This window comes from Sanguibacter hominis ATCC BAA-789, from assembly GCF_012396185.1.
In the GTDB taxonomy this organism is placed as follows: Bacteria; Actinomycetota; Actinomycetes; order Actinomycetales; family Cellulomonadaceae; genus Flavimobilis; species Flavimobilis hominis.
On the sequence record NZ_JAAXOW010000001.1, the window covers coordinates 1,240,151 to 1,261,961 of the forward strand.

Sequence of the window (21,811 nt, forward strand, 5' to 3'; positions counted from 1 at the left end):
ACGATCAGTTCTCGATGGTCACCGAGCTGATCACGATGTCCTCGACGGGGCGGTCGCCCGGGCGCACGCGCGTGCTCGCAATCGCGTCGACGACGGCGCGCGAGGCGTCGTCGGCGACCTTGCCGAAGATCGTGTGCTTGCCGTTGAGCCACGGGGTCGGCGCGACGGAGATGAAGAACTGCGAACCGTTGGTGCCCTCGGCCTCACCCGTGATCGGGTTGCGGCGCGTCCCTGCGTTGGCCATGGCCAGCAGGTAGGGCTCGGAGAACTGCAGCTCCGGGTGGATCTCGTCGTTGAACTTGTAGCCCGGGTCACCGGTGCCCGTGCCGAGCGGGCAGCCGCCCTGGATCATGAAGCCGTCGATGACGCGGTGGAACACCAGACCGTCGTAGAACGGCGCGTTGGAGGACTCGCCGGTCTTGGGGTCCGTCCAGGACTTGGACCCGGCCGCGAGACCCGTGAAGTTCTCGACCGTCTTGGGTGCGTGGTTCGGGAACAGCTCGATGCGGATGTCACCAGAAGTGGTGTGCAGGGTTGCGAACATGAGCGCCATTCTCCCACGAGGACGCCCCAAAGACGCCGTGGGACCGGTGCGGGAGGGTCGCTCTGGTGGCAGAGTAGAGAGGACAACCACGCACAGGCACGTCACCGCTCAGGAGGACACATGTCGCACGGCATTCGCAGCTCGGCCCGGGAAGCCCTCGAGACGATCGACTCCGAGAAGGTCAAGGACCAGGCGGCAGCCGCTGCTGCGGCTGTCAGCGAGGCGGGGGCGCAGGCCTCGCAGGTCGCGGCGCACCTCGCGAACCAGGCGAAGGATGCCGCTGCGGCGGCGCTCGACTGGAGCCAGCCCCGGCTCGAGGCGTTCCGCGAGTGGCTTCAGCCGCGCATCGAGAAGGCATGGGACGACGGCGTCCAGGCGGCCGCGCCCCAGGTCGAAAAGGCGGCTCTCAAGGCGGCACCGGTGATCGACACGGCGCACGACAAGCTGGTCGAGGACTACCTGCCGCGCCTCGTGGCAGCGTTCAACGCGGCGGCAGCGACCGCTGCGGAGAAGTCCGGGCACGCGGCGGAGAGCGCCGCGGACGTGCTCGCGCGCGTGGCCGACGACGTCGCGGACAAGGCGGGGAACAGCACCAGCAAGGTCGCCTCTGCTGCGGGCGAGCGCGTGGCCAAGAGCGCCGACAAGCTCGCCGTCGTCGCGGAGAAGGCGGCGAAGAGCGCCGAGAAGGCGCAGAACAAGGGCGGCAAGGGCAAGGCGTTCTGGTGGGTCGCGGGGACGGCAGCCGCTGCTGGAGGCGCGTACGTCGTCTGGAAGAAGTCCCAGCCTGAGGTCGACCCGTGGGCAGAGCCGTGGGAGAAGGTCGAGGGCAGCACGTTCGACGACTTCGTCGAGGAGACGAAGGACGCCGTCGGCCACGCGGCTGAGGTCGTGGGCGAGGCGGCCGGCGTGACGGTGGCCAAGACGAAGGAGACTGCCGAGGAGCTCGCGGAGAAGGCGGCCGAGGCTCGCGAGGATCTCGCTGAGAAGGTCGACGAGGTCAAGGCGTCGGCAAAGAAGGCGGCCGAGAAGGTGCGCTCCGCAGCACCGAAGCCCAAGGCTCCGGCGAAGCCGAAGCCGGCCGCCACCGATGACGTCCCCGGGCCCGCAACGGGCACCGACACGGTCGAGAAGGCGGACGGCGAGGCCTGACTCTCGCCACCTGCCGCCACGACGGCGCCGCACCCGGTCGGGTGCGGCGCCGTCGTCGTCTGCGTTGCGTTGCCAGTCAGCTCATAGCACCGGAGTACCGCCGCACTTCCCTGTTCCAGAGCACGACGACGAGCAGGACGACTGCGGCCGTGACGAGCACGGCCGCGACGACCATCCACGCCGACGCCATCGAGAACATCATCTGCGCAGGGACGGTCGCGACGAACGAGACCGGGACGACCCACGTCAGGAGAACCTGGATGGCGCGGCCGTACAGCGGGGTGGGGACACGCGCGAGGTTGTGGCCCGCGTGCAGCAGGAAGCTCGCGTCGAACTGCACCTGGGTGAGCACCTTGTAGCTCGTGAGGACGCCGAACGCCCACATGAGCACGAGGCCGCAGAGGAGGCACACGAGGCTCGCGACGAGCGCGCCGACCGACGCCGGGCCCCCTCCGCGCACCACGGCACCGACCCCGAGCGCTGCGGCCAGCAGGATCTTCGGCAGGTCCTGGACGCCGAGCGTGCCGAACGAGCACATGACGAGCGACCGCACGGGTCTCAGCAGCACGGCGTCGAGCGCCCCGGTCTGTACCTGCCTGCCCCACTGACCGATGTTCGGCATGATGATGATCCACATCACCGCGTCCATGAGGTACCAGATGGCCAGGAGGTACATCAGGCGCGGGAGCGTCCAGCCCCCAGCACCGTCGGTGTGCAGCGTGACGACGATCGACGGCACGGCGGAGACCCCGAGCCAGACGAGCGACACGAGGGTGCCGACGACAAGGTCGCCGCGGTACTCGGCGGCACCGGACAGCGCTGCTCGCCATCCGCACCACACGACGGCGAGGGTGTGGCGCAGGCTGCCGACCTGGGTCCGCTCCTGCTCGCGCGTGACGGCGTCGGTCTGCGCGCTCATGTGCCGACCGCCTCGTGCTTGCGCAGCGCGCGTCTCCACACCTGCCGGAAGATCAGGTGCAGGACGAGGATCCATGCCGCGCACTCGACAACGAGCCACCACGAGTGGTCTCCCATGCCTGCGACGATCTCCGCGGGCGCACCGCACGCGTACCAGAGCGGCTGGTGCGCGAGGATCGCCGGCAGCGCCCCGGGAAGCAGCGCGATCGGCGAGATCATCCCGCCGAGGACCCACTCTGCCCCGAAGAGCAGGCCTTGGACGCCGTGCGCCTTCGTCATCCAGAAGGCGATCGTCGCGACCATCGCGCTCAGGTAGGACGACGCCGCGACGCCGAGGACGGTGACGACGACGGCGAGCGCGACGTCGCTGGGACTCCCCGTCGTCTGACCGCCGGCGGCGATGATGATCGTCGGGACGACCACGACGAGCATCGGCAGACGGTACACGTTGCTCGCGAGCTCCTCCGCGGCCGGGACGATGACCGGGTGGTACGGCCGCAGGAGCATCGCCGACAACCTGCCGTCGTGCAGCCGGTCGGAGAGGCCGAAGATGATCCCTCCGCCGAGGGAGAGGCTCGTCGTGACGAGGACGATCGCGAAGTACGTCGTGAACTGTGCCTGCGTGACACCGCTGACGGCGCCGTCGTCGGACGCACCGCGCCACAGTGCCATGAAGGCGAGCGGGACGACCCAGCCGAGGGCCCCGATCGCGAGCTGTGCCCGGTAGGCGGCCCTGGCCTGGAGCTCGCTTCGCAGCACGGCTCCCGTGACGCGCGCGACGTAGCGCGCGCCGCGTACCGGTGTCCTCTGCAGCTCTCGTGCCTGCGGCACGGTGACCGCGACCGGCGCGGTCACGCCTCCGCCCCGGTGCGCTGGTAGAGCTGGTGCAGCGTCTCCTCGAGCGGCGGGTCGACCATGGTCAGGTCAGACACGGCGTCAGACTGCTCGAGGCGTCCGACCACGTGCCCTGTCCGCCCGCGCGGCACCTCGAGCACGAGCTCGGTCGCCGAGTGGTCGACGACGTCGACGTCGCCGCCCAGGTCGAGCTCGGAGAGCTCTGACTCGGGCATCGGCCGGACGAGCTGTGCGCGGACCCGCTTCGTGTCGCTCGCCATCGCCTGGACGTCGCGCAGCGGCCCGCGGTAGGTGAGGTGACCGCCCGAGATCGTCATGACCTCCTGGCACAGGGCCTCGATGTCCGCGAGGTAGTGCGAGGTGAGCAGCACGCACGCTCCGGTGCGCGCGACGTACTCGGCGACGAACTCGCGGATCTGCACCTGCGCCTCGAAGTCGAGGCCCAGGGTCGGCTCATCGAGGAGGACGACCTGGGGCCGGTGCATGAGCGACGCTGCAAACTCGCAGCGCATGCGCTGACCCAGGCTGAGCTTGCGCGCCTGCTGCATGACGAACGGTCCGAGCCCGAGCATCTCGATGAGCTCGTCCCGGCTGTCCTCGTACTCGCGGCGCCCGAGCCCGTACGTGACGCGGTGCAGCTCGAAGGACTCCATGACGGGCAGGTCGATGTGCAGCTGCCAGCGCTGCCCCATGACGAAGCCGAGCTGCCGCAAGAACTCCGGGTCCCGTCGGGAGGGCGTGTGCCCGAGGACCTCGACCCGACCTGACGTGGGCGTGAGGAGACCCGCGAGGCACTTGAGCGTCGTCGTCTTCCCGGAGCCGTTCGGTCCGAGGAAGCCGAGCACCTGTCCGCCGCCGGCCGTGAAGGAGACGTTCTCGACGGCGGTCACGGTGCGGTGCTCGCGCTTCACGATCGAGCGCAGTGCAGCCTTGAGGCCTGGCTCACGGACGGTGATCTCGAACTCCCGGACGAGATCCTCGACGACGATCATGGTGAACCTCTCGTAGCTGCTGATCACGGCCCTGCACCGGGGTGCCGTGCGGTCCGGAGAAACGTAGCGCCTCCGTCTGACAGACCGCGAGCAATTTTGCTGCAAGGTTGCACGCTAGTCTCGTCAGAGGCCCGGGTGGGCCGCAGGACAGGAGCGGGACATGGCACGGGTGCTCGTGGCGGGCATGATCAACGTCGAGACCAACCTGCGGATCGACGGCTTCCCGCTCGGCTACCACCCCGTCACCTACCCGTTCCACGGCGTGACGACGAACGTCTCGGGCGCGGCCTGGAACGTCGGGAAGGCCCTCGCGGGCCTCGGGCACGACGTCCGCTTCGTCAGCCTCGTCGGCGACGACGCGCTCGGCGAGCTCGCCCGCCGTGACGTCCGAGAGACCGGCGTCGACGACAGGTTCGTCCTCACCGTCCCGGGTGCCACGTGCCAGTCGGTGATCCTCGTCGACCCGGACGGGCGCCGCCAGGTGCACACCGACCTCAAGGACCTCCAGGAGCCGACGACGGTCTACCCGGCCGACACCCTCGCGGGCGCGATGGACGGCTGTGACGTCGCCGTCGTCGGCAACATGAACATGTGCCGCGACATCCTGCGGCGCGTGCGCGGGGAAGGCATCCCGACGGCGATCGACGTGCACGTCCTCCACGACCTGCACGACGCGTACGACCGCGAGTTCCTCGCGGGCGCCGACACACTCGTGGTGAGCGACGAAGGTCTCGACGGCCGTGACCCGCGCGACTACCTCCGCGCGATCCAGGAGCTGTACCCCGCGGCGACCGTGATCCTCGGACGGGGGGCGGACGGCGCGACCGTGCGCCATCGCGACGGGGACGACGTCGAGATCCACGACGTCGCAGCTGTCGCGCCTCGTGGCGTGGTCAACACCGTCGGTGCGGGTGACGCACTCCTGAGCGGGTACGTGCATGCCGTCCTCGGCGGCGCGTCACCTCGTGACGCGCTCGTCGTCGCGACGACGTTCGCGGGGTGGAAGGTGGGTGCCTCGGGCGCCTCGACCGGGCTGACCGGCGCCGCACACCTCGCGGAGCTGGTCGCCGCGCGGTCGTGACACGGGTTCTGGTCAGCTCTCGGGTCTCAGGTCCTCGGCCGCGTCCTGCCGCCCGCGCCACCATCCCAGCACGCCGAGCGCGGTGCTGCCGGCCGCGAGCAGGACGCGTGGCCGCCGTACGCCCCACCGCGAGAGCCTCTCGTGCATGCGGCCGTCGAGCCGTTCGCTCCACCGCGCGCTCGCCAGGCCGAGCGCCGCACCGCCGACCGCCGCGCCGGCCCGAGCGCGCCGCGACAGGTCGGGGGTCTCTGTGCTGAGGACTGCCCAGGCCATCCACGCTGTGAAGGCGCTGTTCGCCGCGCGATAGGCGCGCAGGCTCGTCCGATCCAGGCCCCGCGGATCGACGAGGGCGATCGCGTACGTCGCCGCGCTCGACACGAGCAGGTGCGGCACGCTCCGTGAGTCGTTGAGGATCATGGGTGCGGAGACAGGGGTCGGCATCTGTCCACCCTAGCGAGGCGCTCGAGGGCGAGCACGGCACCACGTCACAGGGTGGGGATGAGTGCCTCGAGGTAGTCCGCCGTGTCTTCCCAGCCCTCGACCGCGTGGCAGGTGACGCCCATCGCGAGGACCGGGTAGTCGTTGCCCGCCTCGTCCAGCCGGTCCCCCACGAACAGCATGTCGTCGAGCGGGACCCCGGACGCGGCCGCGAGCTTGTCCATCCCGTACGCCTTGTCGATGCCCTTGCGCGTGATGTCGACGGACGTCGAGCCGCCCGACCGGACCTCGAGGTCCGGGAGCAGCTCGGCGACGGCCGAGCGCAGCTCGGACTTCTTCTCGCCGGTCGGGTCCCAGGCAGACTTCGCCGCGACGGGGGCAGCCTGACCGAGAGCAGAGAACGTGATCTGCGAGCCACGGTCCTCGAGGATCGGGCCCCACGTCTCGGACTCCCACAGCCCGAGCCGGCGTGCCTCCTGCTCGACGGCGGCGAGCGCACGTGACTTCTCGTCGTCGCTCAGCGTCTCGGCGTACACCTGCTGCCACTGCCCGTCCTCGTGACGGAAGTACTGCGTGCCACAGGTGGGCATCAGGTGGAGGCGCCGGAGCGCTGCGTCCTGCGCGCCGTCGAGACGTTCGATCACCTGGCTGCGGAACTGAGCGATCTGACCGCCGGAGATGATGCACACCTCGACCTTCTCGAGGAGCTTCGTGAGGAGGTCGCTCATGCGCGGGTCGAGGGGGGACTTCGACGGCGCGAGAGTATCGTCCAGGTCGAAAGCGACGAGGCGCGGCGTGGTCACAGGAGGGCTCCAACGTGGTCGGGATACCGTCCCGATCGTCGGTCAGCGGTGATCGGCCGGCCAGTGCGGGGAAGTGCTGGTGGAGCCAGGGGGACTCGAACCCCCAACCCCCTGCTTGCAAAGCAGGTGCGCTACCAATTGCGCCATGGCCCCGTGGCGGGCGTCAGCCCGCGGGTCTTACTCGAAGGTATCCGTGACCTCGGACCACACGTCGCGGCGTGCGGTCTCCTCGGAGTACTTGCGCCAGGCGGCATAGCCGGCGGTTGCGACGAGCGCCAGGATCAAGACCTTCTTCATCGCATCCTCCATCGGTGAGGTGTGTCGTGGGCCCAGGAGGACTTGAACCTCCGACCTCTTCCTTATCAGGGAAGCGCTCTAACCGCCTGAGCTATGGGCCCGTACCGCGCTGCGCGTCCCACCTGGATCAGGGGGCCGCGACGAGCAGCGCTGATGAGACTACCTCAGCGGCGCCGATCATCCAAAACCGAGGAGCGTCGTCGACCGCCGAGGTGAGCTCAGCAGCTCACTCGTCGGTCAGCGTGACGTGCAGGCCGCCGACGAGCGCGGCCGTGACGTTATAGAGGAACGCGCCGATCGTGCCGAGCGCAGTGAGCAGGACGACGTCGACGACCGCGATGAGCGTCGCGAGCGAGAGAACCTTGTCACGCTCGACGTACTGCAGGATGTCGAGCGTTGACTCCGAGCCGACGATGTCGCGGACCATCTCGTCGATCTGCGTGAAGACACCCATGCTGTTGACCGCGTACCAGAACACCCAGGCCGCGACGATGAGCATGACTCCCGCGGCGACAGACAGCAGGAACGACAGCTTCATGACGGACCACGGGTCGACGCGCGACAGGGTGAGCCGCACCTTGCGCGGTCCGGCCACGGGGGCGCTGGGCTCCGCATCCACGTCGTCCTCGGCGGGCGACACCGCGGGCCGCCAGGCCGGCTGGCTCGTGTCTGGCGCAGGGGAGGACACGTCCGGACCGGACGACGACGTCTTCGCCGGCCCAGCGGACGCCGTCTCGGGGGCGGAGCTCGCGGCCTGTGCCGACGGACCCGACGGCACGGCGGCCGTCTCGACGGGGCTGCTCGTCGGGGCTGCCTCTTCGGCGGGCGGGGCGGGGACCGGGTTGGTCGCCTTGGCCTTGTCCGTCGTAGGACGGGGGACTGGCTTGCGCGGTGCGATGGCCGGGGGCGCGGCCGCGCCCTTCTTGTCCTTCTCGGTCACTGCGCGTCCTCCTCGTTGCCGGCCTCGTCGTCGGGCGCGGCGGTAGGAACAGTCTGTCCGTCGTCGCTCGCGTCGTCACGCTCCGTCAGGCTCGCGGAGGAGGTGTCCACAGAGTCTTCACCGGCCTCGCCGTCCTCGCCACCGGCGAGAGCGTCCTGGTCCTCGCTGGCCTCCTCGTTGCGAGCGACCCCGATGATGCGGTCGTTCTTGTCGGGCTTGGCGAAGATCACGCCCTGCGACGTGCGCCCGGTCGGGTGCACCCCGGCGACCGCCGAGCGCACGATCTTGCCGCGCTCCATGATGACGAGCACCTCGTCACCCTCGTCGACGACGAGCGCACCGACGAGGTCGCCGTTGCGCTCCGGCAGGTTGGCGACACGGATGCCGAGCCCGCCACGTCCCTGGACGCGGTAGTTGTCGGTCGTGAGCTGCGTGCGCTTGGCGATGCCGCCCTCCGTGACCGTGAAGAGATAGGCGTCGTCGCGGACGACGTCCATCGCGAGAAGGTCGTCGTCGTCGCGGAACTTCATGCCGGTGACGCCCGAGGTCGAACGGCCCATGGGACGGACCTGCTCGTCGTTCGCCGTGAACCGGATCGACTGGCCCTTGCGCGAGACCAGGATGATGTCGTCGGTCGACTCGACGATGCGCGCGGACACGAGCTCGTCCGAGCGGCCCTCCTCGTCCTCGCGGAGGTTGATCGCGATGAGGCCTGCGGAACGGTTCGTGTCGTACTCGGACAGGCGCGTCTTCTTGATGAGGCCGCGTCGCGTCGCGAGGACGAGGTACTCGGCGTCGTCATAGTGGCGCAGCGCGAGCACCTGGGCAATCTTCTCGTCCGGCTGGAACGCGAGAAGGTTCGCGACGTGCTGGCCCTTGGCGTCGCGGCCGCCCTCAGGCAGCTCGTACGCCTTCGCCCGGTACACCCGCCCGAAGTTGGTGAAGAACAGCAACCAGTTGTGGGTGGACGTCACGAAGAAGTGGTCGACGATGTCGTCCTCGCGCAGCTGCGCACCGCGGACGCCCTTGCCGCCACGCTTCTGCGCCCGGTAGTTATCCGTCCGCGTGCGCTTGACGTAGCCGCCGCGGGTGATCGTGACGACCATCTCCTCCTCGGCGATGAGGTCCTCCATGGACACGTCGCCGTCGAACGGGAGGATGTGTGTCCGACGCTCGTCGCCATAGCTTGCGACGAGCTCCTCGAGCTCTTCGCCGACGATGTCGCGCTGACGCTGCGGCGTCACGAGGATCTCGTTGAAGTCCGCGATCTTGCGCTCGAGCTCGGCATACTCGTCCGCGAGACGCTGGCGCTCCATGGCAGCCAGCGCGCGCAGCTGGAGGGCGAGGATCGCGCGGGCCTGGAGCTCGTCGACGTCGAGGAACTCCATCAGGCCGGTGCGTGCGTCCTCGACGGTCGCGGACGCGCGGATGAGCGCGATGACCTCGTCGAGGACGTCGAGAGCCTTGAGGTAGCCGACGACGATGTGCGCCCGCTCCTGGGCCTCACGCAGCATGTAGCGCGTTCGGCGGACGATGACCTCGATCTGGTGCGTGGTCCAGTGGCGGATGAACGCGTCGATCGAGAGCGTGCGCGGGACGGAGTCGACGAGCGCGATCATGTTCGCGCCGAAGCTGTCCTGGAGCTGCGTGTGCTTGTAGAGGTTGTTGAGCACGACCTTGGCGACGGCGTCGCGCTTGAGCACGATGACAAGACGCTGGCCGGTGCGGCCCGACGTCTCGTCGCGCAGGTCGGCGATCCCCTGGATCTTGCCGTCCTTGACGAGGTCACCGATCTTGGCGGCGAGGTTGTCAGGGTTGACCTGGTAGGGGAGCTCGGTGACGACCAGGCAGATGCGGCCCTGGATCTCCTCGACGTTGACGACCGCACGCATCGTGATCGAGCCGCGGCCCGTGCGGTAGGCGTCTTCGATGCCCTTGCGACCGAGGATGGTCGCGCCGGTCGGGAAGTCCGGACCCTTGATGATGCCCAGGAGCGCCTCGAGAAGCTCCTCACGGGGCACGTCGGGGTGGGCGAGGTGCCAACGGACACCCTCGGCCACTTCGCGGAGGTTGTGTGGCGGGATGTTCGTCGCCATGCCCACGGCGATGCCGGCGGACCCGTTGACGAGGAGGTTCGGGAAGCGCGACGGCAGGACCGTCGGCTCCTGCGTACGGCCGTCGTAGTTGTCCTGGAAGTCGACGGTGTCCTTGTCGATCTCGCGGACCATCTCCATCGCGAGCGGCGCCATGCGGCACTCGGTGTACCGCGGCGCCGCGGCCGGGTCGTTTCCGGGCGAGCCGAAGTTGCCCTGACCGGAGACGAGCGGATACCGGAGCGACCAGTCCTGGACGAGGCGCACCATGGCGTCGTAGATGGCGGTGTCGCCGTGCGGGTGGAACTTGCCCATGACGTCACCGACGACGCGGGTGCACTTGGAGAACGCGCGGTCCGGGCGGTATCCGCCGTCGAACATCGCATAGAGCACGCGCCGGTGCACGGGCTTGAGGCCGTCGCGCACGTCAGGGAGGGCACGCGACACGATGACGCTCATCGCGTAGTCGAGGAACGACCTCTGCATCTCCTGGTTGAGGTCGATCTCGTCGATGCGCCCGTGGTTGACGCCGTTGACGGCGCTCGCCTCGAGCGCCTTCGGCGTGGTGGTGTCGGGAGTCTCGTCGCTCACGGTCCTGGTTCCTTCGCTCGGCGCTGACGCCGGTTCTTGTCGTGGTTCCTGGTGGTGCTGGCCGGGCGGTCGCCCGGTCGGCTCAGATGTCCAGGAACCTCACGTCCTTGGCGTTGCGCTGGATGAATGAACGTCGCTGCTCGACGTCCTCACCCATGAGCACCGAGAAGATCTCGTCGGCGGCTGCGGCGTCGTCGAGGGACACCTGGAGCAGCGTGCGGTGCTCTGGGTCCATCGTCGTGTCCCACAGCTCGGTGTAGTCCATCTCACCGAGACCCTTGTAGCGCTGGATGCCGTTCTCCTTGGGAACGCGCTTCCCGGCGGCCTGGCCGGCCTCGAGGAAAGCATCACGCTCACGGTCCGAGTAGACGTAGTCGTGCGGCGCGTTCGACCACTTGATCCGGTACAGCGGTGGCTGAGCGAGGTAGACGTATCCGGCCTCGATGAGCGGTCGCATGTAGCGGAAGAGCAGCGTGAGCAGCAGGGTGCAGATGTGCTTGCCGTCGACGTCGGCGTCTGCCATGAGGACGATCTTGTGGTACCGGATCTTCTCCGGGTCGAAGTCCTCACCGATGCCCGTGCCGAACGCGGTGATGAGCGCCTGGATCTCGGCGTTGCCGAGCGCCCGGTCGAGGCGGGCACGCTCGACGTTCAGGATCTTCCCGCGCAAGGGGAGGATCGCCTGGTTGTACGGGTTGCGTCCGCGGACGGCGGAGCCTCCTGCCGAGTCACCCTCGACGATGAAGATCTCGCACTCTTCAGCCTTGTTGGACTGGCAGTCCTTGAGCTTGCCGGGCATCGAGAACGAGTCGAGCAGCCCCTTGCGGCGGGTGGCCTCGCGCGCCTTGCGAGCTGCGAGCCGCGCCTGTGCCGCCTGGATCGCCTTGCGGATGACGTCCTTGGCCTCGTTCGGGTGCGAGTCGAGCCAGTCGCCGAGCCTCTCGTTGACGACGGACTGGACGAACGTGCGGGCCTCGGTGTTGCCGAGCTTCGTCTTCGTCTGGCCCTCGAACTGGGGCTCGCCGAGCTTGACGGAGATGACGGCGGTGAGTCCCTCGCGGATGTCGTCACCCGTGAGGTTCTCCTCCTTCTCCTTGAGGATGCCCTTGGCACGCGCGTACCGGTTGATCAGGGACGTCATGGCTGCACGGAAACCCTCCTCGTGCGTGCCGCCCTCGGTCGTCGAGATGGTGTTCGCGTACGTGTGCACGGACTCCGAGTACGCGTCGGTCCACTGCATCGCGATCTCGACGGAGATGCGCTTCTCCGCGTCCTCCGCCTCGACGTCGATGATCTCGGGGTGGATCAGCTCGCGCTTCTTCGCGGAGTTGAGGTGACGCACGTAGTCGATCAGGCCGTTGTCGTACTTGTACGTGACGCGGCGCTGGAGGTTCTCGGACTCTTCCGCCGCGCTCTCGAGGTCGTCCTCGGAGTCGACGTGCTGGCGCTCGTCCGTCAGCGTGATCGCGAGTCCCTTGTTGAGGAATGCCATCTGCTGGAACCGCGCCCGAAGGGTCTCGAAGTCGAAGTGCGTCGTCTCGAAGATCGAGCCGTCCGGCCAGAACGTCTGGGTCGTTCCGGTCTCGTCGGTCGCCGCGCACTTGCGGAGCTCCCCGACCGGCTTGCCGCCGTCGGCGAAGCTCTGGTTCCACGTGAAACCGTCACGCTTCACCTCGGTCTCGACGCGCTCCGAGAGAGCGTTGACCACCGAGATGCCGACGCCGTGCAGACCACCGGACACGGCATAACCGGATCCGCCGAACTTTCCGCCGGCGTGGAGGATCGTCATCACGACCTCGACGGTGGGTCGACCTTCCGTCGGGTGGATCGCCACGGGGATGCCTCGACCGTTGTCGACGACGCGCACGCCACCATCGTCGAGGAGGGTCACCTCGATGTGGTCGCAGTGCCCCGCGAGCGCCTCGTCCACAGAGTTGTCCACAACCTCGTACACCAGGTGGTGCAGACCACGCTCACCGGTCGAACCGATGTACATGCCGGGGCGCTTACGGACGGCCTCGAGGCCCTCGAGGACCGTGATCGCGCTTGCGTCGTAGGAGTTGTCCGGGTCGACCGGTCCTGTAGGTCCGGCGTTGGTCGGCTGCTCAGTCACTGAAGAAGTGCTCCTCGACGTTGTGCTCCATGTTCCCGCAGGTCAACGTCGCGTCCGACATGTCGGACTGCAGAGATCGACCACTCGCCGCGCGAGCGGCAAGACGCAGGAGGGAAGCCTGAGGGAAGTCCTGGGCTGCGCCTCTCACGATGCGGCGTCGGCGTCCTGACGCGAACGGAGGGACCTGGGAAGCTGCACCTCGCGTGCCGTCCCGTGCCCCTCGTCGACGTCTTGCCAGCCAACTTCCCTAGTCTACCTGGAAACGGCAGAATCGTCGGCCTGACACGACTTTTCCACAGCCTTTCCCACAGCACGTCACCGCAGCTCGTGCCCCATCCCTGTCAGCCCCACGTATCCCGCGGCCCGCGCCCCTTGACCGAACGCTGACCACGGCTGAACGACCGACCCACGGGGCCCTGGACACGCACCTCGGAGACGACCCCCTCACCCAGCTCCGCAGCGAGCCGCGTCAGCAGCTGCGGGGTCAGCAGCTTGAGCTGGGTCGCCCACGCCGTCGAGCTCGCCCGCACGTGCAGCACATGGTCCTCGAAGTGCTCCGGCGTGCTGTGGTCAGCGATCTCGTCACCCACGACCTCGCGCCACCTGCCGATCGCGCCGCCGACCGACACCTCCTCCTCCCAGCCACGTTCCCGCAGCAGCGAGGACATGGTCGAGCCGAAGAGCTGGGGGTCACGACCGTCGCGCCCAGGCCCGGAGCGGACGGTGAAGTCTGCTCGCTTCCGTGGCATCCCCGGCCGCAGGCCGCGCTCCCGCGCCGCCGCCTTTGCACGGTTGAGGGCCTCGCGCGCAACCTGCGCCGGCGAGGGCAGCTCCACGACGTCGCGAACCGTTCCCGGCGGCTCGAGCGCGTCGTCGTCGCGCACGACGACAGCCGACCCGTCCCACGTGGCCGTCTGAGCGTGCGCGATCTCGGCGTCGTCGCGCGGAGCGCTCGCCTCCTGCTGGGCGCGCTCCGCTTCCGCGCGGGCGGTCGCGCGTCGCGCCGCAGCCCGCGCCTTCGCCACAGCCTCCGCCGCAGCAGCAGCCGGCTCCGGTCGTTCCTCCACCGCGGGGACGACGTCGTCAGACGACACGGCTCACACGCCCGTCCAGGACGTCGTGCCGTGTGCCGCGCAGGCTCGCCGGGACGTCCTCAGGCACCGCAGCCGTGATGATCACCTGTCGCGCACCCCCCACGAGCTCCGCGAGACGCTCGCGGCGCCGCACGTCGAGCTCCGCGAACACGTCGTCGAGGATGAGCACGGGCTCACCATCCTCGCGCGAGTCGGCGACCCAGAGGTCGTCGTCGTCGACCGCGCCGAGACCACCGGCGCTGCCGGACGCCAGGAACCGGTATGCCGCGAGCCTCAGCGCGAGCGCGAACGACCACGACTCACCGTGGCTCGCATACCCCTTCGCAGGCAGCCCACCGAGGACGAGACTGACATCGTCACGGTGCGGACCGACGAGGCACACGCCCCTCTCGAGCTCCTTCGCGCGCACGCGCCCGAGCGCCTCGAGCATCTGGGTCTCCAGCTCAGCACGGCTCGGCAGACTGATCGGCGCGACCTCCGGGTCGACGTCGAGCGTGATCGCGAGCGACGAGCGGTACCTCGCCACCGCCTCCCCCTGGCCCGCGCTCACCTGCTCGTACGCCTCCTGGACGTGCGGTGCGATCGCGTGCACCAGCCGCTGCCGGACCGCGATGATCTCCGCGCCGAGCTCAGCAAGCCTCGCGTCCCACACGTCGAGCGTCGACAGGTCCGGCGCGGCACCACGCGTACGACGTGCGAACCCTGCCGACTTGAGGAGCGCCGAACGCTGACGCAGCACCCGGTCGTAGTCGCTCAGCACGCTCGACATCCGCGGCGTCACGAGGACCGTGAGGTCGTCGAGGAACCGCCTTCGCGCGTCGGGGTCTCCCTTGACGAGGACGAGGTCCTCGGGGGCGAACAGCACCGTCCGCAGTATCCCGACGACGTCGCGCACCTTGGTCGTGACCGCCCTGTTGATGCGCGCACGGTTCGCACGCCCCTGGTTGATCTCTATCTCAATCGTGCTCGCCCGGTCCCCACGCACCACGCGCGACCGCACGAGCGCGCGGTCCTGACCAGCGCGGATCAGCGCGGCGTCGGTCGCGACGCGATGGGAACCGAGAGTCGCGACATAGCCGATCGCCTCGACGAGATTCGTCTTGCCCTGGCCGTTCGGCCCGACGAGCGCGTTGACCCCCGGTTCGAGCTCGAGGTCCACCTCGGCGTACGACCGGAAGTCGTGCAGCGAGAGGTGCGAGACGTACATGCGACGCGCAAACCCTCGTCAGCTGGCGAAGCGGATCGGGACCAGCAGGTAGCGGTAGTGGGTCAGGTCCTCGCCATCGAGCGACTCCTGCCCGGTGAACTCGACCGGCTTGTTCGGGTGCGTGAAGCTCATCCTGACGAAGTCCGTGCCGAGCGCGCCCAGGCCGTCGAGGAGGAACGTCGGGTTGAACGCGACCGAGATGTCCTCACCGACGATCAGCGCCTCGAGCGCTTCCGACGCCTGAGCGTCGTCCCCCTGGCCGGCGTTGAGCACGACAGAGCCGTCGCCGAACGTCAGGCGGATCGGGGTGTTGCGCTCAGCGACGAGGGCGACACGCTTGGTCGCCTCGATGAGCGGCTGCGTCGGGACGACCGCGTGGATCGGTGTCTCGTCAGGGAAGAGACGCCGCACGGGCGGGTAGTCGCCGTCGACCAGGAGAGACGTCGTGTGCCGCCCGCCAGCCTCGAACCCGATGAGGTCGACGCCGGCGCCCGTCGAGAGCGCCACGGTGACCTCGCCGGACGAGCCGAGCGACTTCGCGACGTCAGACAGGGTGCGGGCGCGCACGAGCGCGACGTCCGACATGTCCGGGCGGGAAGGCTTCCACGTGAGCTCGCGCAGCGCGAGACGGTAACGGTCCGTGGCGAGGAGGGTGATCTGCTCGCCCTCGATCTCGAGACGAACTCCCGTGAGCAGCGGGAGCGTGTCGTCCTTGCTCGCGGCGACGGAGACCTGCGCGACGGCGGAGGTGAGCTCGTCGCCGGAGACGGTACCGACCGTCGCAGGCATCGCCGGCAGCGCCGGGTAGTCCTCGACCGGCATGGTGAGCAGGGTGAACCGGCTCGCACCGCACGTCACGGTGACCTTGCTGCCGTCGAGCGTCACGTCCACAGGCTTGTTGGGCAGCGCGCGAGAGATCTCCGCGAGGAGCCGGCCCGAGACGAGCACCTCGCCAGCCTGTGACACCTCAGCCGGGATCTCCGAGCGGGCCGAGACCTCGTAGTCGAACGTCGAGAGCTTGAGCATGCCCACCTCGTCCGCCTCGATCCGGATGCCGGAGAGGACGGGGGCCGGCGGCCGTGCCGGCAGCGTGCGAGCGGTCCAGGTGACCGCCTCGGCGAGGACATCGCGTTCGACGCGGAACTTCATCGGCCACCCTCCAGGACGTCGAGCTCGTGAGAACAGTCCGGAGCCAGCGTGCGGGGACGCACGAGCGGTCACGGATCTGCCCCACACTACGCGAGCCGAGGCTTGGGAGTCACCTCGGTGTCTCTTGCCACACCGATGGGTCTGTGCGCTGGCCGTCGTGTCGTCGTCCATGGCCTGCCTGTGGAGTCAAGGAACAGGTCGGAGCCGATCTGGGGACGAGCGTGTGGGCCGCCAGAGTCACTGGATGAAGGTGTGTGGATTTCTCTGAGGGGAAGGGTTCGTCGTCGTCATCGGTGCTGTGGATTCCGTGGATCAGGGTTGTCTCAGCAGGTCACGCTTGGTTTTTGCGTGTGTGCCAAGAGATGCAAGAACCTGTGGACTGCGGTGGCCGGGTGTGGACGGTCCGATCGGTCCCCCGCGGCGTCCACGAGAGTCCACGGCGCCGTCCACAGTTTTGGGGGTGTCGTCCACGTCTATCCACAGCCTTGCCCACAGGTGTGGACAGTCGTCCCATGCATTCTTGAAGGTCACGTCGAGGTCACGGCGTGTCCATGGCACGAGCCGACCCGTCACGGGGTAGTCAGCTGCGGTGCTCGTGCTTGATGCGGCTCGTGAGCTCGGTCACCTGGTTGTAGATCGAGCGCCGCTCCGCCATCTGTGCACCGATCTTCCGGTTGGCGTGCATGACGGTCGTGTGGTCGCGGCCACCGAACTGCTGACCGATCTTCGGGAGGGAGAGGTCCGTGAGCTCGCGGCAGAGGTACATCGCGATCTGGCGCGCGGTGACGAGCACACGGGAACGCGAGCTGCCGCACAGGTCCTCGATCGTCAGACCGAAGTACGTCGCCGTCTGCGCGATCACGCTCGCCGCGGTGATCTGCGACGTGTCGTTGTCGGTGATGAGGTCCTTCAGCACGATCTCTGCGAGGCCGAGGTCGACCTGCTGACGGTTGAGGTTCGCGAACGCCGTCACGCGGATCAGTGCACCCTCGAGCTCACGGATGTTCGTCGTGATCTTCGAAGCGATGTACTCGAGCACGTCGTCAGGAGCAGCGAGCCGCTCACCCGAGGCCTTCTTGCGGAGGATCGCGATCCTCGTCTCGAGGTCGGGCGGCTGCACGTCGGTGATGAGGCCCCACTCGAAGCGCGAGCGCAGGCGGTCTTCGAAGCCGTTGAGCTGCTTGGGCGGCAGGTCGGACGTGATCACGACCTGCTTGTTGGCGTTGTGCAGCGTGTTGAAGGTGTGGAAGAACTCCTCCATCGTCTGTTCCTTGCCCTGCAGGAACTGGATGTCGTCGATGAGGAGAACGTCGACCTCGCGGTACCGGCGCTGGAAGGCGCCCGCCTTGCCCTCACCGATCGAGTTGATGAAGTCGTTCGTGAATTCCTCGGAGTTGACGTAGCGGACGCGCACCCCCGGATACAGGCTCTGCGCGTAGTGACCGATCGCGTGGAGCAGGTGCGTCTTGCCGAGTCCCGAGTCGCCGTAGATGAACAGAGGGTTGTAGGCCTTGGCCGGCGCCTCGGCGACCGCGACGGCAGCTGCGTGGGCGAAGCGGTTGGACGCGCCGATGACGAAGGTCTCGAAGATGTAGTGCGCGTTGAGACTCGTCGGCTCGAACGAGGAAGGGTTCGACGACGGCCTGCGGTTGGGGTTGAAGACGTCGCTCTCAGAGATGAGCTGGGTCGGCGCCGCCTGCGGCGGAGCCCCGGCGGGCGTGACCACGGGGACCTGGCCGGTCGACGGCTTGGCCTGGCGCAGGTGCGCGGCCTCGGTACCGTCGTCGAGAGTCGTGTCGACCGTGATGGCGAAGCGTGCGTCGTCGCGCTCCGTCGCGTTGACGAGGGCCTGGGTGAGCTCGAGGCGCACCCGGCTCTCGAGGTAGTCGCGCGTCCACTCGTTGGCCACGGCGAGGATCATGTTGCCCTCGACCAGCGCGAGCGGATGGGCGAGCTTGATGAACGCGAGCTGGCGCGGAGTCATGTCCGGGCTTGCCTCGAGCTCCGCGAGGGCGGAGCTCCATACGGCTGTGACGGAGTCGTCAGGGCTGGACATCCCGGATCCTTCGTAGATGGTAGGTGCGTGGTGAGTCTGTCACGGCGGGCGACGATCCACATAGTTGTCCACAGCCTGTGCGTTCAGATCAGGCGGCTAGCCCTGTCACGGCGCTGGGCCGCTCGAGCCGCACGATCTCGAGGCTCCCGATGTTCCTTCCGGTTCCGTGGGCTCCGCCGACAGCACCCAGCAGGCTTGTCGTGGTGTGCTGATTTCCACAACGTGGGTAACGGCCCTTCACAGGATGTGGGTGCACGGTGGAAGCCGGCACGAGGGAGACTTCGTGTCGCGATGTGCCGGACTCCCGTCGCGGCGTGGTAGTGCTGGTTTGACCAGAGGCCTGGTCGCGACGTAGCGTTGTCAAGCCATTCGGCACCTTCGCCATGCCCTCGATGAGGGCACGGGCGGCGCGCTGAATCAGTGCCTAGGCACAACCTCGTGACTGTCTCCTGCCCGTGGGAGGTAGTACTCCCCAACCTCCTTGGAGTTACTCGTGAGCAAGCGGACTTTCCAGCCGAACAACCGGCGTCGTGCCAAGACCCACGGCTTCCGGCTTCGCATGAGCACGCGTGCGGGTCGCGCGATCCTCGCCGCCCGCCGCCGCAAGGGCCGCGCCGAGCTCTCCGCCTGAGGTGCTGCCTGCGGCGCAGCGCCTTCGCCGTTCGGCCGACTTCGGGCGGACGGTAAGAAAGGGCGCGCGCGCCGGACGATCGACCATGGTGGTTCATCTGTTCTCCCAGGAGAGCGACGAATCCGCCATGGTCGGTTTTGTCGTCTCCAAGGCTGTCGGGAACGCCGTCGTGCGTAACCGTGTCAAGCGACGGCTGAGGCATGCTTCCAGCCACCTCGTGGAATCGCTGCCCCAGGGCACGACCGTCGTCGTGCGGGCGCTCCCCGCCGCAGCGGACTGCAGCTACGCACAGCTGACGAAGGATCTTGCCGCGTGCGTCACGCGTGCCCGGACCGTGCGGGCCCCACGATGACGTCGGTCAGGGCAGCCAACATCCAGCGCGAGCGGCGCTCGCTGCGGGCGATCCTCGTCGGGCTCCCCTCGGCGGCGTTGATCGGGCTGCTGCGGCTGTACCAAATCGTCCTGTCGCCGATGACGGGGCCGACCTGCCGGTTCTACCCGTCGTGCTCGTCCTACGCGATCACGGCGGTGCGGCGCCACGGCGTCTTCCGGGGCGGAGGGCTCGCGATCTGGCGGGTGCTCAGGTGCAACCCTTGGAACTACGGCGGTGTCGACGACGTTCCTCCCGTGTCGGGTTCACGGGGCAAGCGGCATCACCAGCACGCTCACTGACTCTCGACCTTCCCAGCACCTCGCCCCTTCACCGCACGCTCTGGAGCCGTCTCGATGGATTCCCTGTACGACCTGCTACTGCCGATCCAATGGGTTGTCGCCTGGATCATGTACGGGTGCCACTGGCTCCTGGAGACTCTGGGGATGTCCGCCACGGGCGGCGTGACCTGGGTCCTGTCGATCGTCGGGCTCACCCTCGTCATCCGCACAGCACTGATCCCCCTGTTCTTCAAGCAGATCCACGCCTCCCGAGGGATGCAGCTGCTCGCCCCGGACATGAAGAAGCTCCAGGACAAGTACGCGAACCGGAAGGACCCCGCGTCGCGCGAGGCGATGGCCCGCGAGATGCAGGAGCTCTACAAACAGCACAAGACGACGCCGTTCTCGTCCTGCATGCCGATCCTTCTGCAGACTCCGATCTTCTTCGCTCTCTTCCGCGTCCTCAACGGGCTGCCGGCGATCGCCAGCGGCAAGACGGGTGGCATCGGCCCGATCGATCAGCAGGTCGCGGCGCAGATCGAGTCGTCGCGCTTCTTCGGCGCGCCTCTCTCTGAGACGTTCCTCAACACGCACGTCAACGAGGTCAAGATCGTCACGGCGATCCTCATCGTCGTCATGTGCATCACGCAGTTCTTCACCCAGCGCCAGCTGACGATGAAGAACATGCCGCCGTCGGCCCTCGAGGGCCCGACCGCGGCGATGCAGAAGAACATGATGTACTTCCTGCCGGTGATCTTCGCGATCTCGGGCGTGAACTTCCCGATCGGTGTGCTCGTCTACTGGACGGTCTCGAACCTGTGGTCGATGGGCCAGCAGTTCTACACGATCCGCAAGATGCCGACGCCGGGTTCCGAGGCCGCCAAGCGCCTCGAGGCACGCAAGAAGGCGAAGGGCACGCTGCCTGCCGCAGCTGACGCGGCCAGCACGACCACTGCCGTGGACGAGAAGCCTGCTGGACAGCGGCAGCAGCCCGTGTCTAAGAAGCGCAAGAAGAAGAAGTGATCGTGACCTCGGCCTCGGCCCACACACCCACAGGAGCATGACGTGACCACGACGCGTAACGAGGAGCCTCGCTCGGCGACCCAGCGGCTCGAGGACGAGGGCGAGATCGCCGCGGACTACCTCGAGGAGCTTCTCGACATCGCCGACCTCGACGGCGAGATCGACATGGACATCGACCACGGTCGCGCGACTGTGGACATCGTCACCGAGAACGACGGTTCGCTCTCGCACCTCGCCGGAAAGGACGGTGAGGTGCTGGACGCGCTGCAGGAGCTGACCCGGCTCGCGGTGCAGGCCCGCACCGGAGAGCGGTCGCGTCTGATGCTCGACATCGGCGGGTACCGCGCGAAGCGCCGCGCTGAGCTGACGGTCGTCGCCGAGAAGGCGATCGAGACGGTCCGCTCCACCGGGGAGGCTCTCGCACTCGACCCGCTCAACGCGTTCGAGCGCAAGGTCGTGCACGACGTCGTGACCGCTGCCGGTCTCACGAGCGTCTCGTACGGGGTGGACCCGGAGCGCTATATCGAGATCCAGCCTGCGGGCTGAGTCACCGCACATACGGTCAGGAGCCGCCGCACACCGAGGGTGTTCGGCGGCTCTTGGCGTTCCGGAGCGTTCCTCGCGGACGGGCGAAGCGTGCAGCGCGGTTTCACGTGAAACACTCCCGTCGCGTTCTGCCCGCGCCCCGTGCAGGTCGGTGCCCCTGATAGCAATGTTCCTGCGGGTTCGACGTCTCTGGTCGAGGTGGCGGGTGCGGCTGGATATGTGTGTTGGTCTGCGGGACTGGAACCGCTGGACGGGAACCGACGGTGGTTAGACGGGCAAGAGCTACGTCGTGGCCAGAGGCCGGCGCCCGCAACTGTGGATGTGGCCCCGTCCCTCCGAGTGCGATCGGTCGTTGGTGTGGGCGAGTGCAGTTTGTAGGTGGCCGATGTCATCACCGCTGCCCCTCGGCCGCCGACGTGGTTTCACGTGAAACTGGGTTGGGCAGCGACCTGGTCCGACTCCCACCCACCGAGCTGAGGTCCCGCAGCGGGAGCCGGCGCCGATGGCCCGCACATGTCTGCGCCGGGGTTTTGAGCCCGCGGATGGCTCGGGCTCGCTACTCGGTCCGGTGTGGCTGGGTGGTCCACTACGTGTGTGCTTGATGGCACAGTCACTGTCTCGGAGTCGCGCAATCCTCCGG

General features: G+C 68.2%; 21 protein-coding genes and 2 tRNA genes. 7 read left to right on the plus strand and 16 right to left on the minus strand.

Annotation, left to right across the window (positions count from 1 at the left end):
- Window positions 1–4: 4 nt before the first annotated feature.
- Window positions 5–544 (minus strand): peptidylprolyl isomerase, encoded by a 540-nt coding sequence (locus HF995_RS05670; protein ID WP_168446766.1) that lies wholly within the window; start codon window positions 542–544, stop codon window positions 5–7.
- A gap of 120 nt (window positions 545–664) precedes the next feature.
- On the opposite strand from HF995_RS05670, the gene HF995_RS05675 reads away from it, so the two are divergent.
- Window positions 665–1,693, plus strand: a complete 1,029-nt coding sequence (locus HF995_RS05675) for a hypothetical protein (protein WP_210727077.1) — start codon at window positions 665–667, stop codon at window positions 1,691–1,693.
- A 76-nt stretch (window positions 1,694–1,769) separates the two neighbouring features.
- Here the strand turns inward: HF995_RS05675 and HF995_RS05680 are convergent, their stop codons facing one another.
- Genes HF995_RS05680 through HF995_RS05690 form a run of 3 tightly spaced genes read right to left on the minus strand, consistent with a single transcriptional unit; the run spans window position 1,770 to window position 4,485 of the window.
- Window positions 1,770–2,612: an ABC-2 family transporter protein gene (locus tag HF995_RS05680; RefSeq protein ID WP_168446767.1), complete on the minus strand. Its 843-nt coding sequence runs from the start codon at window positions 2,610–2,612 to the stop codon at window positions 1,770–1,772.
- Entirely contained in the window at window positions 2,609–3,466 is an 858-nt protein-coding gene (locus tag HF995_RS05685) for an ABC transporter permease (RefSeq protein ID WP_168446768.1), read from the minus strand. Before HF995_RS05685 ends, HF995_RS05680 begins: the two co-directional genes overlap by 4 nt.
- A complete protein-coding gene (locus HF995_RS05690; RefSeq protein WP_168446769.1) occupies window positions 3,463–4,485 on the minus strand; it encodes an ABC transporter ATP-binding protein in 1,023 nt (340 codons plus the stop codon). Before HF995_RS05690 ends, HF995_RS05685 begins: the two co-directional genes overlap by 4 nt.
- A gap of 133 nt (window positions 4,486–4,618) precedes the next feature.
- Here HF995_RS05690 and HF995_RS05695 point away from each other — a divergent pair, with 133 nt between their 5' ends.
- Window positions 4,619–5,539 (plus strand): carbohydrate kinase family protein, encoded by a 921-nt coding sequence (locus HF995_RS05695; RefSeq protein ID WP_168446770.1) that lies wholly within the window; start codon window positions 4,619–4,621, stop codon window positions 5,537–5,539.
- A 12-nt stretch (window positions 5,540–5,551) separates the two neighbouring features.
- On the opposite strand, the gene HF995_RS05700 is transcribed toward HF995_RS05695, so the two are convergent.
- The 12 genes from HF995_RS05700 to dnaA all read right to left on the minus strand — a co-directional run bounded on the left by HF995_RS05700 (window position 5,552) and on the right by dnaA (window position 18,320).
- Complete coding sequence (locus tag HF995_RS05700; RefSeq protein ID WP_168446771.1) at window positions 5,552–5,980, minus strand: hypothetical protein; 429 nt, start codon at window positions 5,978–5,980, stop codon at window positions 5,552–5,554.
- A gap of 44 nt (window positions 5,981–6,024) precedes the next feature.
- Window positions 6,025–6,780 (minus strand): HAD-IIB family hydrolase, encoded by a 756-nt coding sequence (locus HF995_RS05705; RefSeq protein WP_168446772.1) that lies wholly within the window; start codon window positions 6,778–6,780, stop codon window positions 6,025–6,027.
- A gap of 77 nt (window positions 6,781–6,857) precedes the next feature.
- Window positions 6,858–6,933: transfer RNA gene (locus HF995_RS05710), tRNA-Ala, on the minus strand.
- A gap of 24 nt (window positions 6,934–6,957) precedes the next feature.
- The gene (locus tag HF995_RS13600) at window positions 6,958–7,077 is read right to left on the minus strand and encodes a DLW-39 family protein (RefSeq protein ID WP_210727078.1); all 120 of its coding nucleotides are present in this window, start codon (window positions 7,075–7,077) and stop codon (window positions 6,958–6,960) included.
- Window positions 7,078–7,104: 27 nt separating this feature from the next.
- Window positions 7,105–7,178, minus strand: a tRNA-Ile gene (locus tag HF995_RS05715).
- Between the two features lie 125 nt (window positions 7,179–7,303).
- Entirely contained in the window at window positions 7,304–8,017 is a 714-nt protein-coding gene (locus HF995_RS14070) for a DUF3566 domain-containing protein (RefSeq protein ID WP_350308748.1), read from the minus strand.
- Window positions 8,014–10,701 carry a DNA gyrase subunit A gene (gene gyrA / locus HF995_RS05725; RefSeq protein WP_168446773.1) on the minus strand — a complete coding sequence of 896 codons (2,688 nt, stop codon included), beginning with the start codon at window positions 10,699–10,701 and terminating at the stop codon, window positions 8,014–8,016. The genes HF995_RS14070 and gyrA overlap by 4 nt, the downstream gene beginning before the upstream one ends.
- An 82-nt stretch (window positions 10,702–10,783) precedes the next feature.
- Complete coding sequence (gene gyrB, locus HF995_RS05730; protein WP_168446774.1) at window positions 10,784–12,814, minus strand: DNA topoisomerase (ATP-hydrolyzing) subunit B; 2,031 nt, start codon at window positions 12,812–12,814, stop codon at window positions 10,784–10,786.
- Between the two features lie 341 nt (window positions 12,815–13,155).
- Window positions 13,156–13,908 (minus strand): DciA family protein, encoded by a 753-nt coding sequence (locus tag HF995_RS14075; protein WP_350308749.1) that lies wholly within the window; start codon window positions 13,906–13,908, stop codon window positions 13,156–13,158.
- Complete coding sequence (gene recF, locus HF995_RS05740) at window positions 13,898–15,115, minus strand: DNA replication/repair protein RecF (protein ID WP_168446775.1); 1,218 nt, start codon at window positions 15,113–15,115, stop codon at window positions 13,898–13,900. The genes HF995_RS14075 and recF overlap by 11 nt, the downstream gene beginning before the upstream one ends.
- An 18-nt stretch (window positions 15,116–15,133) precedes the next feature.
- A complete protein-coding gene (gene dnaN / locus HF995_RS05745) occupies window positions 15,134–16,264 on the minus strand; it encodes a DNA polymerase III subunit beta (RefSeq protein WP_168446776.1) in 1,131 nt (376 codons plus the stop codon).
- Window positions 16,265–16,844: 580 nt separating this feature from the next.
- Window positions 16,845–18,320, minus strand: coding sequence for a chromosomal replication initiator protein DnaA (gene dnaA, locus HF995_RS05750; protein ID WP_168446777.1), 1,476 nt, complete (start codon window positions 18,318–18,320; stop codon window positions 16,845–16,847).
- Window positions 18,321–18,813: 493 nt separating this feature from the next.
- Here dnaA and rpmH point away from each other — a divergent pair, with 493 nt between their 5' ends.
- The 5 genes from rpmH to HF995_RS05775 are packed head-to-tail and all read left to right on the plus strand — an operon-like array spanning window position 18,814 to window position 21,171.
- Window positions 18,814–18,951: a 50S ribosomal protein L34 gene (rpmH, locus tag HF995_RS05755; RefSeq protein ID WP_050347370.1), complete on the plus strand. Its 138-nt coding sequence runs from the start codon at window positions 18,814–18,816 to the stop codon at window positions 18,949–18,951.
- A gap of 1 nt (window position 18,952) precedes the next feature.
- A complete protein-coding gene (rnpA, locus tag HF995_RS05760) occupies window positions 18,953–19,303 on the plus strand; it encodes a ribonuclease P protein component (protein WP_168446778.1) in 351 nt (116 codons plus the stop codon).
- Window positions 19,300–19,623 (plus strand): membrane protein insertion efficiency factor YidD, encoded by a 324-nt coding sequence (gene yidD, locus HF995_RS05765; RefSeq protein ID WP_168446779.1) that lies wholly within the window; start codon window positions 19,300–19,302, stop codon window positions 19,621–19,623. The genes rnpA and yidD overlap by 4 nt, the downstream gene beginning before the upstream one ends.
- 54 nt (window positions 19,624–19,677) lie before the next feature.
- Complete coding sequence (gene yidC / locus HF995_RS05770) at window positions 19,678–20,625, plus strand: membrane protein insertase YidC (protein WP_168446780.1); 948 nt, start codon at window positions 19,678–19,680, stop codon at window positions 20,623–20,625.
- A gap of 42 nt (window positions 20,626–20,667) precedes the next feature.
- On the plus strand, window positions 20,668–21,171 hold the full coding sequence (locus HF995_RS05775) for a Jag family protein (protein ID WP_168446781.1): 504 nt from the start codon (window positions 20,668–20,670) through the stop codon (window positions 21,169–21,171).
- The last annotated feature ends 640 nt before the right edge of the window (window positions 21,172–21,811 follow it).

Coding starts and splice junctions, on each gene's coding strand:
- HF995_RS05670 (WP_168446766.1), bottom strand. CDS start 544: ATGTTCGCAACCCTGCACACCACTTCTGGTGACATCCGCATCGAGCTG.
- HF995_RS05675 (WP_210727077.1), top strand. CDS start 665: ATGTCGCACGGCATTCGCAGCTCGGCCCGGGAAGCCCTCGAGACGATC.
- HF995_RS05680 (WP_168446767.1), bottom strand. CDS start 2,612: ATGAGCGCGCAGACCGACGCCGTCACGCGCGAGCAGGAGCGGACCCAG.
- HF995_RS05695 (WP_168446770.1), top strand. CDS start 4,619: ATGGCACGGGTGCTCGTGGCGGGCATGATCAACGTCGAGACCAACCTG.
- HF995_RS05700 (WP_168446771.1), bottom strand. CDS start 5,980: ATGCCGACCCCTGTCTCCGCACCCATGATCCTCAACGACTCACGGAGC.
- HF995_RS13600 (WP_210727078.1), bottom strand. CDS start 7,077: ATGAAGAAGGTCTTGATCCTGGCGCTCGTCGCAACCGCCGGCTATGCC.
- recF (WP_168446775.1), bottom strand. CDS start 15,115: ATGTACGTCTCGCACCTCTCGCTGCACGACTTCCGGTCGTACGCCGAG.
- dnaN (WP_168446776.1), bottom strand. CDS start 16,264: ATGAAGTTCCGCGTCGAACGCGATGTCCTCGCCGAGGCGGTCACCTGG.
- dnaA (WP_168446777.1), bottom strand. CDS start 18,320: ATGTCCAGCCCTGACGACTCCGTCACAGCCGTATGGAGCTCCGCCCTC.
- yidD (WP_168446779.1), top strand. CDS start 19,300: ATGACGTCGGTCAGGGCAGCCAACATCCAGCGCGAGCGGCGCTCGCTG.
- yidC (WP_168446780.1), top strand. CDS start 19,678: ATGGATTCCCTGTACGACCTGCTACTGCCGATCCAATGGGTTGTCGCC.